At 73.9% G+C, this 13,049-nt stretch carries 16 protein-coding genes; 4 read left to right on the top strand and 12 right to left on the bottom strand.

Annotation, left to right across the window (positions count from 1 at the left end):
• Positions 1-63: 63 nt before the first annotated feature.
• Genes hisF through hisD form a run of 8 tightly spaced genes read right to left on the bottom strand, consistent with a single transcriptional unit; the run spans position 64 to position 5,753 of the window.
• On the bottom strand, positions 64-819 hold the full coding sequence (gene hisF, locus ACFY7H_RS09260) for an imidazole glycerol phosphate synthase subunit HisF (protein WP_388935357.1): 756 nt from the start codon (positions 817-819) through the stop codon (positions 64-66).
• Positions 816-1,202: a RidA family protein gene (locus ACFY7H_RS09265; RefSeq protein WP_388935359.1), complete on the bottom strand. Its 387-nt coding sequence runs from the start codon at positions 1,200-1,202 to the stop codon at positions 816-818. The genes hisF and ACFY7H_RS09265 overlap by 4 nt, the downstream gene beginning before the upstream one ends.
• Complete coding sequence (priA, locus tag ACFY7H_RS09270; protein ID WP_388935362.1) at positions 1,199-1,927, bottom strand: bifunctional 1-(5-phosphoribosyl)-5-((5-phosphoribosylamino)methylideneamino)imidazole-4-carboxamide isomerase/phosphoribosylanthranilate isomerase PriA; 729 nt, start codon at positions 1,925-1,927, stop codon at positions 1,199-1,201. Before priA ends, ACFY7H_RS09265 begins: the two co-directional genes overlap by 4 nt.
• A complete protein-coding gene (hisH, locus tag ACFY7H_RS09275; protein ID WP_388935365.1) occupies positions 1,927-2,568 on the bottom strand; it encodes an imidazole glycerol phosphate synthase subunit HisH in 642 nt (213 codons plus the stop codon). Before hisH ends, priA begins: the two co-directional genes overlap by 1 nt.
• Entirely contained in the window at positions 2,565-2,732 is a 168-nt protein-coding gene (locus ACFY7H_RS09280; protein WP_388935368.1) for a hypothetical protein, read from the bottom strand. Before ACFY7H_RS09280 ends, hisH begins: the two co-directional genes overlap by 4 nt.
• Positions 2,733-2,734: 2 nt before the next feature.
• Positions 2,735-3,328 (bottom strand): imidazoleglycerol-phosphate dehydratase HisB, encoded by a 594-nt coding sequence (gene hisB / locus ACFY7H_RS09285; RefSeq protein ID WP_266577736.1) that lies wholly within the window; start codon positions 3,326-3,328, stop codon positions 2,735-2,737.
• Positions 3,325-4,434 carry a histidinol-phosphate transaminase gene (locus ACFY7H_RS09290; protein WP_388935371.1) on the bottom strand — a complete coding sequence of 370 codons (1,110 nt, stop codon included), beginning with the start codon at positions 4,432-4,434 and terminating at the stop codon, positions 3,325-3,327. Before ACFY7H_RS09290 ends, hisB begins: the two co-directional genes overlap by 4 nt.
• Positions 4,431-5,753: a histidinol dehydrogenase gene (gene hisD, locus ACFY7H_RS09295; protein WP_388935374.1), complete on the bottom strand. Its 1,323-nt coding sequence runs from the start codon at positions 5,751-5,753 to the stop codon at positions 4,431-4,433. Before hisD ends, ACFY7H_RS09290 begins: the two co-directional genes overlap by 4 nt.
• Before the next feature lie 122 nt (positions 5,754-5,875).
• Between hisD and ACFY7H_RS09300 the strand changes: the two genes are divergently transcribed.
• The 3 genes from ACFY7H_RS09300 to ybaK are packed head-to-tail and all read left to right on the top strand — an operon-like array spanning position 5,876 to position 8,757.
• Positions 5,876-7,465, top strand: coding sequence for an oxidoreductase (locus tag ACFY7H_RS09300; RefSeq protein ID WP_388935377.1), 1,590 nt, complete (start codon positions 5,876-5,878; stop codon positions 7,463-7,465).
• 34 nt (positions 7,466-7,499) lie between these two features.
• Positions 7,500-8,240, top strand: a complete 741-nt coding sequence (locus ACFY7H_RS09305) for an LON peptidase substrate-binding domain-containing protein (protein ID WP_388935380.1) — start codon at positions 7,500-7,502, stop codon at positions 8,238-8,240.
• A 4-nt stretch (positions 8,241-8,244) separates the two neighbouring features.
• Complete coding sequence (ybaK, locus tag ACFY7H_RS09310; RefSeq protein ID WP_388935383.1) at positions 8,245-8,757, top strand: Cys-tRNA(Pro) deacylase; 513 nt, start codon at positions 8,245-8,247, stop codon at positions 8,755-8,757.
• A gap of 62 nt (positions 8,758-8,819) precedes the next feature.
• Here ybaK and ACFY7H_RS09315 read toward each other — a convergent pair whose 3' ends face one another.
• Genes ACFY7H_RS09315 through ACFY7H_RS09330 form a run of 4 tightly spaced genes read right to left on the bottom strand, consistent with a single transcriptional unit; the run spans position 8,820 to position 12,622 of the window.
• Positions 8,820-9,434, bottom strand: coding sequence for a hypothetical protein (locus tag ACFY7H_RS09315; protein WP_388935386.1), 615 nt, complete (start codon positions 9,432-9,434; stop codon positions 8,820-8,822).
• Between the two features lie 50 nt (positions 9,435-9,484).
• Positions 9,485-10,273, bottom strand: a complete 789-nt coding sequence (locus ACFY7H_RS09320; protein WP_388935390.1) for an ABC transporter permease — start codon at positions 10,271-10,273, stop codon at positions 9,485-9,487.
• Positions 10,270-11,307 carry an ABC transporter ATP-binding protein gene (locus tag ACFY7H_RS09325; RefSeq protein ID WP_388935393.1) on the bottom strand — a complete coding sequence of 346 codons (1,038 nt, stop codon included), beginning with the start codon at positions 11,305-11,307 and terminating at the stop codon, positions 10,270-10,272. The genes ACFY7H_RS09320 and ACFY7H_RS09325 overlap by 4 nt, the downstream gene beginning before the upstream one ends.
• A gap of 28 nt (positions 11,308-11,335) precedes the next feature.
• The gene (locus ACFY7H_RS09330) at positions 11,336-12,622 is read right to left on the bottom strand and encodes an NYN domain-containing protein (RefSeq protein WP_388935397.1); all 1,287 of its coding nucleotides are present in this window, start codon (positions 12,620-12,622) and stop codon (positions 11,336-11,338) included.
• Positions 12,623-12,834: 212 nt separating this feature from the next.
• Between ACFY7H_RS09330 and ACFY7H_RS09335 the strand changes: the two genes are divergently transcribed.
• A complete protein-coding gene (locus ACFY7H_RS09335; RefSeq protein WP_388935400.1) occupies positions 12,835-12,999 on the top strand; it encodes a hypothetical protein in 165 nt (54 codons plus the stop codon).
• Positions 13,000-13,049: the final 50 nt, after the last annotated feature.

Raw genomic sequence — 13,049 nt, forward strand, 5'->3', positions numbered from 1 at the left:
GTGGACCGGGGGCCCGGGCCCGGCCGGGCCCGCCCTCGCGGGGGCCCGGCCGGACGGCCGGGGTCAGCGGACCGGGTGGCCGGCTTCGCGGAGGGCCGACTTGACCTCGGAGATGCGCAGGTCGCCGAAGTGGAACACCGAGGCGGCGAGGACCGCGTCGGCGCCCGCGCCGATGGCGGGCGCGAAGTGCTCCAGCTTGCCGGCGCCGCCCGAGGCGATCACCGGGACGGTGACGTGCGCGCGCACGGCGGCGATCATCTCGGTGTCGTAGCCGTCCTTGGTGCCGTCGGCGTCCATGGAGTTCAGCAGGATCTCACCGGCGCCCAGTTCGGCCGCCCGGTGCGCCCATTCGACGGCGTCGATGCCGGTGCCCCGGCGGCCGCCGTGCGTGGTGACCTCGAAGGAGCCGGTCCCGGTGCGGCGGGCGTCGACCGACAGGACGAGGACCTGGCGGCCGAAGCGCTCGGCGATCTCCTGGATCAGCTCGGGCCGGGCGATGGCGGCCGTGTTCACGCCCACCTTGTCGGCGCCGGCCCGCAGCAGCTTGTCGACGTCGTCGGCGGTGCGGACGCCGCCGCCGACGGTGAGCGGGATGAAGACCTGCTCGGCGGTGCGCCGGACCACGTCGTAGGTGGTCTCGCGGTTGCCGGAGGAGGCGGTGATGTCGAGGAAGGTCAGCTCGTCGGCGCCTTCGGCGTCGTACAGCTTGGCCATCTCCACCGGGTCGCCGGCGTCGCGCAGGTTCTGGAAGTTCACGCCCTTGACGACCCGGCCGTTGTCCACGTCCAGGCAGGGGATCACGCGTACGGCGAGGGTCACGGCGCCACCTCCCCGTAGGCCTCGACCTCGACCTCGACGACCATGCCGGGGTCGACGAAGCCGGAGACGATGAGCATCGTGGCGGCGGGGCGGACGGTGTCGAACAGCGCCTTGTGGGCGCGGCCCACCTCGTCCACGTCCCGGGCGTGCGTCAGGTACATCCGGGTGCGGACCACGTGCTCGGGGCCGAGTCCGGCCGCGGCGAGCGCCTTGAAGGCGACCTCGAAGGCCTTGACCGTCTGGTCGTACGGGCCGCCCGCGTCGGCCGCCGTGCAGCCGGAGACCAGGACCAGGCCGTTGGGGAGGGCGACGGCGCGGGAGTAGCCGATGACGTCCTCGTAGGGGCCGCCGGAGGAGATGCGGCGTACGTCGGGGGAGCTCATGCGCGGACCGCCTCCAGGGCCTCTTCCAGGGTGAAGGCCTTGGCGTACAGGGCCTTGCCGACGATGGCGCCCTCGACGCCGAGGGGGACGAGCCCGGACAGGGCGCGCAGGTCGTCCAGGGACGAGACGCCGCCGGAGGCGACGACGGGCCGGTCGGTGGCGGCGCAGACGTTCCTCAGCAGCTCCAGGTTGGGGCCGGTGAGCGTGCCGTCCTTGCCGATGTCGGTGACGACGTAGCGGGCGCAGCCCTCGGAGTCCAGGCGGGCGAGGGTCTCGTAGAGGTCGCCGCCCTCGCTGGTCCAGCCGCGGCCCTTGAGGGTGGTGCCGCGTACGTCGAGGCCGATGGCGATCCGGTCGCCGTGCTCGGCGATGGCCTTGGCGGCCCACTCGGGGGTCTCCAGGGCGGCGGTGCCGAGGTTGACGCGGGTGCAGCCGGTGGCGAGGGCCGCGGCGAGCGTGGCGTCGTCGCGGATGCCGCCGGACAGCTCGACCTTGATGTCCATGGCCCGGGTGATCTCGGCGACCAGGGACCGGTTGTCGCCGGTGCCGAAGGCGGCGTCCAGGTCGACGAGGTGCAGCCACTCGGCGCCGGCGGCCTGCCAGGCGAGGGCCGCCTCCAGCGGGGAGCCGTAGGAGGTCTCGCTGCCCGACACGCCGTGCACGAGGCGTACGGCCTGGCCGTCGCGGACGTCGACCGCGGGAAGGAGTTCCAGAGTCTTCGGCATCAGAGGGTCTCGATCCAGTTGGTGAGGAGCTGGGCGCCGGCGTCGCCGGACTTCTCGGGGTGGAACTGGGTGGCCCACAGGGCCCCGTTCTCCACCGCCGCGACGAAGCGCTCGCCGTGGGTGGCCCAGGTGACCCGGGGGGCGCGGATCACCGGGTTGGTGACTTCCAGGCTCCAGTCGTGGGCCGCGTAGGAGTGCACGAAGTAGAAGCGCGCGTCGGCGTCCAGACCGGCGAAGGCCTGGCTGTCGGCCGGGGCCTCGACGGTGTTCCAGCCCATGTGCGGGACCACGGGGGCCTTCAGCGGGCCGACGGTGCCGGGCCACTCGTCGAGGCCCTCGGTCTCCACGCCGTGCTCGATGCCGCGTTCGAAGAGGATCTGCATGCCGACGCAGATCCCCATGACGGGGCGGCCGCCGGAGAGCCTGCGGCCGATGATCCAGTCGCCGCGGGCGTCCTTCAGGCCCTGCATGCAGGCGGAGAAGGCGCCGACACCGGGGACGAGGAGGCCGTCGGCGTCCATGGCCTTGTCGTAGTCGCGGGTGATCTCGACGTCCGCGCCGACGCGCGCGAGGGCGCGCTCGGCGGAGCGGATGTTGCCGAAGCCGTAGTCGAAGACCACGACGTTCTTCTTGGCGCTCATTCCCAAATTCCCTGGATTCGCAGGACTCCCGCGGCGAGGCACATCGCGGAGCCGAGGGCGAGCAGAACGATCACCGAGGTGGGCATCTTCTGCTTCTGGAAGGAGTAGACGCCCCCGGCCAGGAACAGGCCGAGGACGATGAGGATGGTGTTCAGGCCGTTCACGGCTAGAGGGCGCCCTTCGTGGAGGGCAGGATCCCGGCGGCGCGCGGGTCGAACTCGGCGGCGTAGCGCAGGGCCCGGGCGAGGGCCTTGAACTGGCACTCCACGATGTGGTGGGCGTTGCGCCCGTACGGGACGTGGATGTGCAGGGCGATCTGGGCCTGTGCGACGAAGGACTCGAAGATGTGCCGGGTCATCGTCGTGTCGTACGAGCCGATCATCGGCGCCATGTTCTCGGGCTCGGTGTGCACGAGGTAGGGGCGGCCGGAGAGGTCGACGGTCACCTGGGCGAGGGATTCGTCCAGCGGGACGGTGCAGTTGCCGAAGCGGTAGATGCCGACCTTGTCGCCGAGGGCCTGCTTGAAGGCGGCGCCCAGCGCGAGGGCGGTGTCCTCGATGGTGTGGTGGCTGTCGATGTGCAGGTCGCCGTCCGTCTTGACCGTGAGGTCGAAGAGGCCGTGGCGGCCGAGCTGGTCGAGCATGTGGTCGTAGAAGCCCACGCCCGTCGAGACGTCGACCTTGCCCGTGCCGTCGAGGTTTATCTCGACGAGGACCGAGGTCTCCTTCGTGGTCCGTTCGACCCGTCCGATGCGGCTCATGCGTGCTGCTCCTTCTTCAGTGCGCGAACCGCTTCCAGGAACGCGTCGTTCTCGGCCGGGGTGCCTGCGGTGACCCGCAGCCGGCCCGGTACGCCGTTGTCCCGGACCAGGACGCCCTGGTCGAGGATCTTCCGCCAGGCGGTGTGGGAGTCCTCGAACTTCCCGAACTGGATGAAGTTCGCGTCGGACTCGGTGACCTCGTACCCGATGGCCCGCAGTTCGGTGACCAGGCGGTCCCGTTCGGCCTTGAGCTGCTCGACGTAGCCGAGCAGGGTGTCGGTGTGCTCCAGAGCGGCCAGCGCGGTCGCCTGGGTGACGGCGGACAGGTGGTACGGCAGGCGTACGAGCTGCACGGCGTCGACGACCGCGGGGTGCGCGGCGAGGTAGCCCAGGCGCAGGCCCGCGGCGCCGAAGGCCTTGGACATGGTCCGGGAGACCACCAGGCAGGGGCGGCCCTCGATCAGCGGGAGGAGGGAGTCGCGGTGGGAGAACTCCACGTACGCCTCGTCCACGACGACCAGGGAGGGCTTGACGGCCTGCGCGGCCTCGTACAGGGCGAGGACGGTCTCGGCCTCGACGGCGGTGCCCGTCGGATTGTTGGGCGAGGTGATGAAGACGACGTCGGGGGCGTGCTCGGCGATCGCCCGCTCCGCCGCCTCCACGTCGATGGTGAAGTCCTCGCGGCGGGGGCCGGAGATCCAGCCCGTGCCGGTGCCGCGCGCGATGAGCGCGTGCATGGAGTACGAGGGCTCGAAGCCGATCGCCGTGCGCCCCGGGCCGCCGAAGGCCTGGAGCAGCTGCTGGAGGACCTCGTTGGAGCCGTTGGCGGCCCAGACGTTCTCCTTGGCGACGGGGTGCTTGCCCGTACGGGTGAGGTAGGCGGCGAGCTGGGTGCGCAGCTCGACGGCGTCCCGGTCGGGGTAGCGGTTGAGGGTGCGGGCCGCCTCGGCGACGCGTTCGGCGATGCGCCGTACGAGCGGCTCGGGCAGCTCGTACGGGTTCTCGTTGGTGTTCAGCTGGACGGGCACGTCGAGCTGCGGGGCGCCGTAGGGGCTCTTGCCGCGCAGTTCGTCCCGGATCGGGAGGTCGTCGATGCCGAAGGTCACTGTCCGGGCACCTTCCATCCGAAGCGCGCCTTGAGGGCGGCGCCGTGCGCGGGCAGGTCCTCGGCCTCGGCCAGCGTCACCACGTGGTGGGTGACCTCGGCGAGGGCGTCGCGCGTGTAGTCGACGATGTGGATGCCGCGCAGGAAGGACTGGACGGACAGGCCCGAGGAGTGGCAGGCGCAGCCGCCGGTGGGCAGGACGTGGTTGGAGCCGGCGCAGTAGTCGCCGAGGGAGACCGGCGCCCAGGGCCCGACGAAGATCGCCCCGGCGTTGCGCACGCGGGCGGCCCAGGCGGCGGCGTCGGCGGTCTGGATCTCCAGGTGCTCGGCGCCGTACGCGTCGACGACCTTGAGGCCGTCCTCCAGGGTGTCGACCAGCACGATCGCGGACTGCTTGCCCGCGAGGGCGGGCTTGATCCGGTCCTCGACGTGCTTGGTCGCGGCGACCTGCGGCTCCAGCTCCTTCTCGACGGCGGCCGCGAGCTCCGCGGAGTCCGTGACGAGGACGGCGGCGGCCAGCGGGTCGTGCTCGGCTTGGCTGATCAGGTCGGCGGCGACGTGCACCGGGTCGGCGGTGGAGTCCGCGAGGACCGCGATCTCCGTGGGGCCGGCCTCGGTGTCGATGCCGATCTTGCCGGTGAAGTAGCGCTTGGCGGCGGCGACCCAGATGTTGCCGGGGCCGGTCACCATGTTGACGGGCAGGCAGTCCTCGGTGCCGTACGCGAACATCGCGACGGCCACGGCGCCGCCGGCGGCGTACACCTCGTCCACGCCGAGCAGCGCGCACGCGGCGAGGATCGTCGGGTGCGGCAGGCCGCCGAACTCCCTCTGCGGCGGAGACGCCAGCGCGATCGACTCGACGCCCGCCTCCTGGGCCGGGACGACGTTCATCACGACGGAGGACGGGTACACCGAGCGGCCGCCCGGCGCGTACAGCCCGACGCGCTCGACCGGAACCCACTTCTCGGTCACGGTGCCGCCCGGGACCACCTGGGTGACGTGCTCGGTGCGGCGCTGGTTGCGGTGCACGATCCGGGCGCGCCGGATGGACTCCTCCAGGGCGGCGCGGACGGCCGGGTCGAGCTGCTCCAGGGCTGCCGCGAGGGCCTCCGCGGGTACCCGGACCTGCGTGAGCTCGACGCCGTCGAACTTCCGCGCGTACTCGATCAGCGCCGCCGTGCCACGATGATGGACGTCCTCGCAGATGGGCCGCACCTTCTCCAGGGCGGCTTCCACGTCGAACTCGGCACGGGGCAGCAGGTCGCGCAGGGCGCCGCCCTCGGGGAGGGCGTCACCGCGCAGGTCGATACGAGAGATCACGCCCCAATTCTCTCAGACCGCCTCCCACGACCGTCCGCCCGTATCACTGGCTGATACACGCCCCGGACGTCACCGCCGCCCCTTAGCGTTCTCGTACACGTGAATGACAGCGGGGGGCTGCCATGACCGAAGCGCGCGGGGACGGGCCGCCGGACGGCCTGACGGGGGCCGAACAGCGGATGTGGGAGGCCTTCCGGGCGGGCGCCGTCTGCGACCTCGGCGCCCGGACCGCCGGCCTGGACGATCCGCACTCCGGCCCGGCCTGGGGCCCGGAGCGCCGGGTCCGGGCGGAGGTGGTGGCGCACCTGCTGCTCGCCGGGCCGGCGCCGGTCCCGGGCCGGGTCGGGTGCCTGAAGCTGCGCGGGGCGCGGATCACCGGGCGGCTGGACCTGTCCGGTGGCACGGTGGCCCCGTACGTGGAGATCCGCTCGTGCCGCTTCGACGGCGAGATCCAGGTGTCCGAGACCCGCTTCGGCACGCTGCGGCTGGACAACTGCGCGATACCCCGGCTGGAGGGGGCCCGGCTGCACACCGAGGGGGACCTGCACCTGGCGCGCTGCCGGGTGGCGCGCGGGATCCGGCTGACCGACGCGCAGATCGGCACCGACCTGCTGCTCGGCCGGGCGGTGGTCCGGCGGGACGGCCGGGGCCGGGCCGTCGCCGCCGACGGGATGGCGGTCGCGCAGGACTTCCACGGCGACATGCTGGAGACGCACGGGGAGGTGAGCCTGCGCGGGGCGAAGGTGGGGGCCTCGATGAGCCTGCGCGGGGCGCGGCTGAGCAACCGGCACGGCCGGCGCGCGCTGAACGCCCCGACCCTGACCGTCGAGCGGACCCTGTACCTGACCTCCATCGGCCTGGCCTCCCCCACGGGCGACGCGGACCGCCCGTACGGCTGGAGCACGACCCCCACGACCGGAGGGCCGGTGCAGCACTTCGAGTGCCGGGGCGGGCTGCGGCTGGACGACGGCCGGTTCGGCGACTCGGTCGATTTCCACGGGGCCCGGTTCGAGCTGCTGCCCGACCAGGAGCTGTCGCTGCGGCGGGTGCAGACGCCCGAGCTGCGGTTCGTCGGCGAGGCCCCGGAAACGGGCCGGGTGGTGGTGTCCGGCGCGAAGGTGGTCAAGCTCGTCGACCGGTCGACGAGCTGGCCCGGGCGCGGGCGGGTGTCCATGGAGGGATTCGTCTACGAGGACCTCGCGCCCCGGGGCCACTTCCCGCTCCCACGCCGCCTGGAGTGGCTGGAGGCGGCCACGCCCGAGTACTCCCCGGGCCCGTACGAGCTGCTCGCCGCCGTGCTGCGCGCCGGCGGGGAGGACGCCGGCGCCCGCGAGGTGCTGGTGGCCAAGCAGCGCCGCCGCCGGGCCACGCTCCCCCCGGCGGCCAGGGCGTGGGGGTACCTCCAGGACTGGACGGTGGTCTACGGGTACCGGCCGGGGCGGGCGGCGCTGTGGATGGCGGTGCTGTGGGCGGCGGGCACCCTGCTGTACCTGCGGCACGAGCCGTCGCCGATCAAGGCGGACGAGCACCCGCAGTGGGACGCCGCCCTGTACGCGCTCGACCTCCTGCTCCCGGTGATCGACCTGGGCCAGCAGGGCCAGTGGAAGCTGGAGGGCGGCTGGCAGTGGGGGTCGGCGGCGCTGGTGCTGCTGGGCTGGATCCTGGCCACGACGGTGGCGGCGGGCGCGTCGCGGCTGCTGAGGCGGGGGTGACGGCCCGGGCCGTCCGGCCACTACCCTGTGGCAGGTGACCACCGTTCGCCTGCCCCTCTTCCCGCTGAACTCGGTGCTGTTCCCGGGCCTCGTGCTGCCGCTGAACGTCTTCGAGGAGCGGTATCGCGCCATGATGCGCGAGCTGCTGAAGACCGCGGAGGACGAGCCGCGCCGGTTCGCGGTCGTCGCGATCCGCGACGGCCGGGAGGTCGCCCCGACCGCGCCCGGACTGCCGGACCAGACGGCCCTGCCCGAGAAGGGCCCGGCTGCGGGCTTCGGTCCGGACCCGGTCCAGGCGTTCCACCGGGTGGGCTGCATCGCGGACGCGGCGACGATCCGGGAGCGGGAGGACGGCAGCTTCGAGGTGCTGGCCACCGGCACGACGCGGGTGCGGCTGCTCTCGGTCGACGCGTCGGGGCCGTTCCTGGTCGCGGAGCTGGAGGAGCTCGCGGAGGACGCGGGCGAGGGCGCGGGCGCCCTGTCCGAGGGGGTGCTGCGGGCCTTCCGCAGCTACCAGAAGCGGCTGGCCGGGGCCCGTGAGCGGTCGCTGGCCTCCGCGGCGGAGCTGCCGGACGAGCCGTCGGTGGTGTCGTACCTGGTGGCGGCCGCCGCCGTACTGGACACGCCGTCGAAGCAGCGCCTGCTCCAGGCCCCGGACACCGCGACCCGCCTCGCGGAGGAGCTGAAGCTGCTCCGTGCCGAGACGGCCGTGATCCGGCACCTGCCGTCCCTGCCGGCGGTGGACCTGACCCGTGCTCCGACGAGTCCGAACTGAGCCCATGGCGAAGAAGAAGCAGCAGCCTGCGGGCACGCCGGCCATCACCGCCCTCACCGCGTCGGGCGTCGACTTCACCACCCACGCCTACGAGCACGACCCGGCGCACCCCTCGTACGGCGAGGAGGCGGCGCAGGCCCTGGGCGTCTCCCCGGACCAGGTGTTCAAGACCCTGGTCGCCGACGTGGACGGGGCCCTGACGGTGGCGGTGGTCCCGGTCTCCGGCTCGCTGGACCTCAAGGCCCTGGCGGCCGCGGTGGGCGGGAAGCGGGCGGCGATGGCCGACCCGGCGCTGGCGGAGCGCACCACGGGGTACGTCCGCGGCGGCATCTCCCCGCTGGGGCAGCGCAAGCGGCTGCGTACGGTGCTGGACGCGTCCGCGTCGGGGCATGCCACGATCTGCGTCTCGGCGGGCCGCCGGGGCCTGGAGGTGGAGCTCGCCCCCGCGGCGCTGACCACGCTCACGGGCGCCACGCTGGCCCCGATCGCCCGCCCCCAGGGCGTGCCGTCGAAGTAGCGCCGGCTGGGTACCGCCGGCGAAGCAGCGCCGGTGACGTGGCGCCGGTGGAGCGGCGCCGGTCAGGAGGAGTGCACGTGCGGCGGGGGGTACGCGTCCCCCGGGTGCCAGTCGTCCTTCGGCTCGGGGTCGCGCGGCCCCCACAGGGCCGTCAGGCCCAGGTGCACCGCGACGGCCGCCATGGGCCACACCAGCAGCACCCCGTGCGCGAGCAGTTGCAGCGGCGCGTCGAACGGCACCCCCTTGCCCGCCTTGGCGGCGGCGGCCGGGACGTTCACGCCGGGGTCGAGCCACAGCCCGAACCGCCATCCCGCCAGCGAGGCGAAGCAGGCTCCGAGGGCCAGCCCGATCACCAGCGGGACGCCCCCGCGCCGGCGCCACAGGAAGACGCCCACCGCGGTGAGCACGCCGAGCCCCAGGGCCAGCAGGAAGAAGGTGCCGTCGGCGCCGATCCGCGCCTCGCTCTCGGTGTTGCGCAGGAAGACGGCCTCGCCGTTGGAGACGTACTGCACGCGCGGCGCGAGCCAGGTCCACAGCAGCCCGAGCAGTACCCCGGACACGCCCACCACGAGGGTGACGGCGGCCCCGTCGCGGATGTCCGCCGGGGTGACGGCGGCCTCCGGCTCGGGGAGCGGGGACACGGTCGGCTGCTGCTGCGGGGTCACGGCTTCGGTCACTCCCACATCGTGCCAGGTCTCGGAACGGAAGGGGCGGCCGGGCGGGGCCGTCAGCGGACCGCCGCCCTCCGGTACGCCCAGGTCGCGAGGGCCAGGGACAGTACGCCGACGGCCGCGCACACCCCGAGGTCGAGGACGACCGCCGCCCAGTCGGGGTGCGGGGCGAAGGTCTCCGCGAAGGCCTCCACCCCGTACGTGGACGGCAGCAGGTCCCGCGCCCACACGATGACGTCCGGCATCCGTTCGGCGGGCAGCACGCCCAGCAGCAGCGCCGCCGACATGCCCAGCTGCCCGGCCAGCGTGGCCAGCTCCTGGCGCGGTGCGAGCAGTCCCAGCGCGGCGCCCAGCCCGGCGAGGGCGGCCCCGGCCAGGGGCACCACGGCGGCGAGGATCCACAGCCCGCCCATCGGCAGGCCGAACAGCACGCAGCCGAAGACGGCCGTCACCAGCGTGCCCGGCAGGGTGAAGGAGGCGTACGCGGCCGCGGCGCCCAGCACCACCGAGGCGGGCGGCACCGGCAGGGTGGCGTAGTGGTCGAGGCCGCCACCGGCCCGCAGCTGCCCGAAGTACTGCGCGAGCAGGTTCAGCGCGACGAAGGCGACGACCAGGACGGAGGAGCCCGCGACGACGGCCCGAGCCTCCGAGCCGCCGTCCACCACGCCCCGCATCAGGACCATGATCCCGACGGACTGGAAGGTGGCGACGAACAGCAGCGGTATCCGGGCAACCCGGGCCCGGGACAGCTGGGCCCGGTAGACGGCGGCGAGCGCCGGGAACAGCCGAGCGCGCGGCGCGAGGTCCGCGGGAGCGGGAGCGGGGGCGGCGGCAGCGGTGGTCACGACTTGACCAGACCCTTCGTACGGCCGCCCAGCGCGAGGTACACGTCCTCCAGGCTCGGCGTGGCCAGCGTGAAATCGTCGAGGGCGGCGAAGGCCGGGCCACCGGTCACGGCGGCGACGGCCGCGCGGGCCTCGGCCTGTCCCAGCCGCAGCACCCAGCGGCGGCCGGACTCGGCGGCCAGCGGGGCGAGCGACGCGACCTCGGGCACGTCCAGCGGCGGGGCGGTGCGCCAGACGAGCTCCAGGCGGACCTCGTCGGAGACCTTGGCCTTGAGGCCGGCCGGGGTGTCGCAGGCGATGACCCGGCCCTGGTCGACGACGGCGACCCGGTCGAGGACGGTCTCGGCCTCGATGACGTTGTGGGTGACGAGCAGGACCGTGGCCCCCTGGCTCCGGCGCCGCCGGTCCACGGCCTCCCAGACGGCCCGCCGGGCCACGGGGTCCATGCCGGTGGTGGGCTCGTCCAGGACCAGGACCGGCCGCTCCCCCACCAGTGCGGCGGCGAAGCAGGCGAGCCGGCGCTGTCCGCCGGAGAGCTTCTTCAGGGGGCGCGCGGCGATCTCGGTCAGCCCGAGTTCCTCCAGTACGCCGTCCCGCGCGGCCCGCGCCTCGCGCACGGCGAGCCCGCGGAGCCGGCCGGTGGTCTCGGCGGCCAGCGCGACGGTGAGCTCGTCGAGGGCGGTGGACTCCTGTCCGAGGTAGGCCAGCAGCCGGGAGGCCCGCTCGGGGTGGCGTACGAGGTCGTGGCCGAGCAGGTTCACGGAGCCGGAGTCGGGCCGCAGCAGCCCGGTGAGCTGGCGGACCAGGGTGGACTTGCCGGCGCCGTTGGGGCCGAGCAGGCCGAAGACCTCGCCGCGCCGGACCTGCAGGGAGATCCCGTCGTTGGCCCGGGTCCGGGGCAGGGCGGGGGCGCCGCGCCGGCCGCGTACGGCGGGGTAGGTCTTGACCAGGTCACGCACCGCGCAGACCACGTCCGAAGCGGCCTCCGCGGCCGCTGCCGTGGTGGGTCCTGCCTGTGCTGTGCCCGTACTCACGAGGGAGCAGCCTACGCGGCTTCCGGCGCTACTCGGCCGCCGGGGTCGTCGGCGACCCCGGTACGGCGGCCGTGGGACCGCCGACGTGCTCGGCCGCGGCGCGGACGTCGATCTCCCTCCAGAACCCGGCACGGATGGCGTAGCGGTCGTGCTCGTCGATCTGGTCGTCCTTGTGGGCGAGGAGCCCGAAGCGGGCGGCGTAGCGCAGCAGCTCCCCGTCGATCCGGTGCGGGACCCGGGGGTACATGGTGGCCAGTTTCTGCAGGTGGGCGGTCTCGGGAAGGCGTTCCATCCAGCGCCGGGCGAAGACCTGGCCGACCTCGAAGGGGTCGCCGCCGACGGTGGTGATGTCCTCCTCGCGGTCGGCCCAGCGCTGCTCGGCGCTGGTGAGCTGGGCGAGGGTGGGCAGCGAGGCGGTCTCGGCGGGTTCGCCGAGCGGTCCGGCGCGGTCGATCCAGCCCTTGTCGGAGGACCAGCGCAGGGCGCTGCCGGCGGGGCTGGGCGCTCCGTGTCCGGCCGGGGCGGCGGCGTGGACGGGGGAGGGCGCGCGGAGTGCGGCGAGGTCCTTCGGGGTGGGGACGGGCTTGGCCCCTTCGGTGGCGGGCGCCGGTACGGGTGCTCCGTTCGGGCGGGCCTCGGGGGTGGCGGCGGTGCCGTTGCGGGCGGCTTCGGCGAGGGCCGCCTCGGGCAGGGGTGCGGAGAGGATCGCGGCGATCTCGGGGCGGGGCGCGGGCGGCGGGGCGCAGAGCCCGGCGAGGTCGCGGGCGCGGACGGCGCGGGTGATCCAGGCGCGGTCGAGGACGCGGCGTTCGTCGGCTTCGGCGACGAGGTCCTCGGACTGGTTGTAGTCCCCGTCGGCGGCCTGGACGGCCCACAGGTGGACGGCGACTCCGTGTTCCTTGGCGGACATGAGGCCGGGCAGCAGGTCGCCGTCGCCGGTGACGAGGACCACGTCGGAGCAGGCCCGGTTGCGGGCGAGCTCGGTGAGTTCGGCGTGCATGGCGGCGTCGACGCCCTTCTGCGCCCAGCGGCCGTCGCTGCGGGTCAGCGCGCCGAGCCGGACGGTGACGCGGGGCATGACGCGCAGTCGGCGGTGCTCGGGCTGGGGCACCCGGTCGGGGGCTCCGTCGAACCAGTAGATCCGCAGGAGGGGCTGCTGGGTGTCGGCCTCGGCGCGCTCGCGCAGGCCCTGGATGAGGGCGGAGTGGTCGACGGTGATGCGGGAGCGGGAGGGTTCCCCGGCGAGGAGGCTCGCGGCGGCGCCCAGCAGGTATCCGGCGTCCACCAGGACGACGCAGCGGTCCACGCGTTCCACCCTCTTCCGTGGGGGTCCTCACAGGTTTTCCCCGAGTCTGCCCGACCGCAAGGGTGTTGACGGCCGGAACTCGATCATCGGCGTGGCGTATCTCCCGGGCGGCGGCGGCAGGGGCGGTCGCTACGCTCGACAATGATCCAAAATGCGCGGTTTGTAGGGTTGTGTGAATGTGAAGGCGGCCCCGGTCCCTACACCCCCCACGGAGGCGTTCCATGGCCAAGAACAAGAATCAGAAGCAGCCCGCGAAGCAGCAGCAGCGTTCGTCCGCCCAGGAGCGGAGTTCGGGCGAGGCGGCGCCGCAGGAACGCTCCTCCCAGTCGCCGAGCCCGCTGGACATGGCCCACAAGAGCAAGCAGAAGCGCTTCGGCCACAACTGACGCCCGCGCGCGGACGACGGAAGGGCCCGCCGGCGTCGCCGGCAGGGCCC

The organism is Streptomyces sp. NPDC012794, from assembly GCF_042901085.1.
Classification (GTDB): domain Bacteria; phylum Actinomycetota; class Actinomycetes; order Streptomycetales; family Streptomycetaceae; genus Streptomyces.

Coding starts and splice junctions, on each gene's coding strand:
- ACFY7H_RS09265 (WP_388935359.1), bottom strand. CDS start 1,202: ATGAGCTCCCCCGACGTACGCCGCATCTCCTCCGGCGGCCCCTACGAG.
- priA (WP_388935362.1), bottom strand. CDS start 1,927: ATGCCGAAGACTCTGGAACTCCTTCCCGCGGTCGACGTCCGCGACGGC.
- hisH (WP_388935365.1), bottom strand. CDS start 2,568: ATGAGCGCCAAGAAGAACGTCGTGGTCTTCGACTACGGCTTCGGCAAC.
- hisB (WP_266577736.1), bottom strand. CDS start 3,328: ATGAGCCGCATCGGACGGGTCGAACGGACCACGAAGGAGACCTCGGTC.
- ACFY7H_RS09300 (WP_388935377.1), top strand. CDS start 5,876: ATGACCGAAGCGCGCGGGGACGGGCCGCCGGACGGCCTGACGGGGGCC.
- ybaK (WP_388935383.1), top strand. CDS start 8,245: ATGGCGAAGAAGAAGCAGCAGCCTGCGGGCACGCCGGCCATCACCGCC.
- ACFY7H_RS09335 (WP_388935400.1), top strand. CDS start 12,835: ATGGCCAAGAACAAGAATCAGAAGCAGCCCGCGAAGCAGCAGCAGCGT.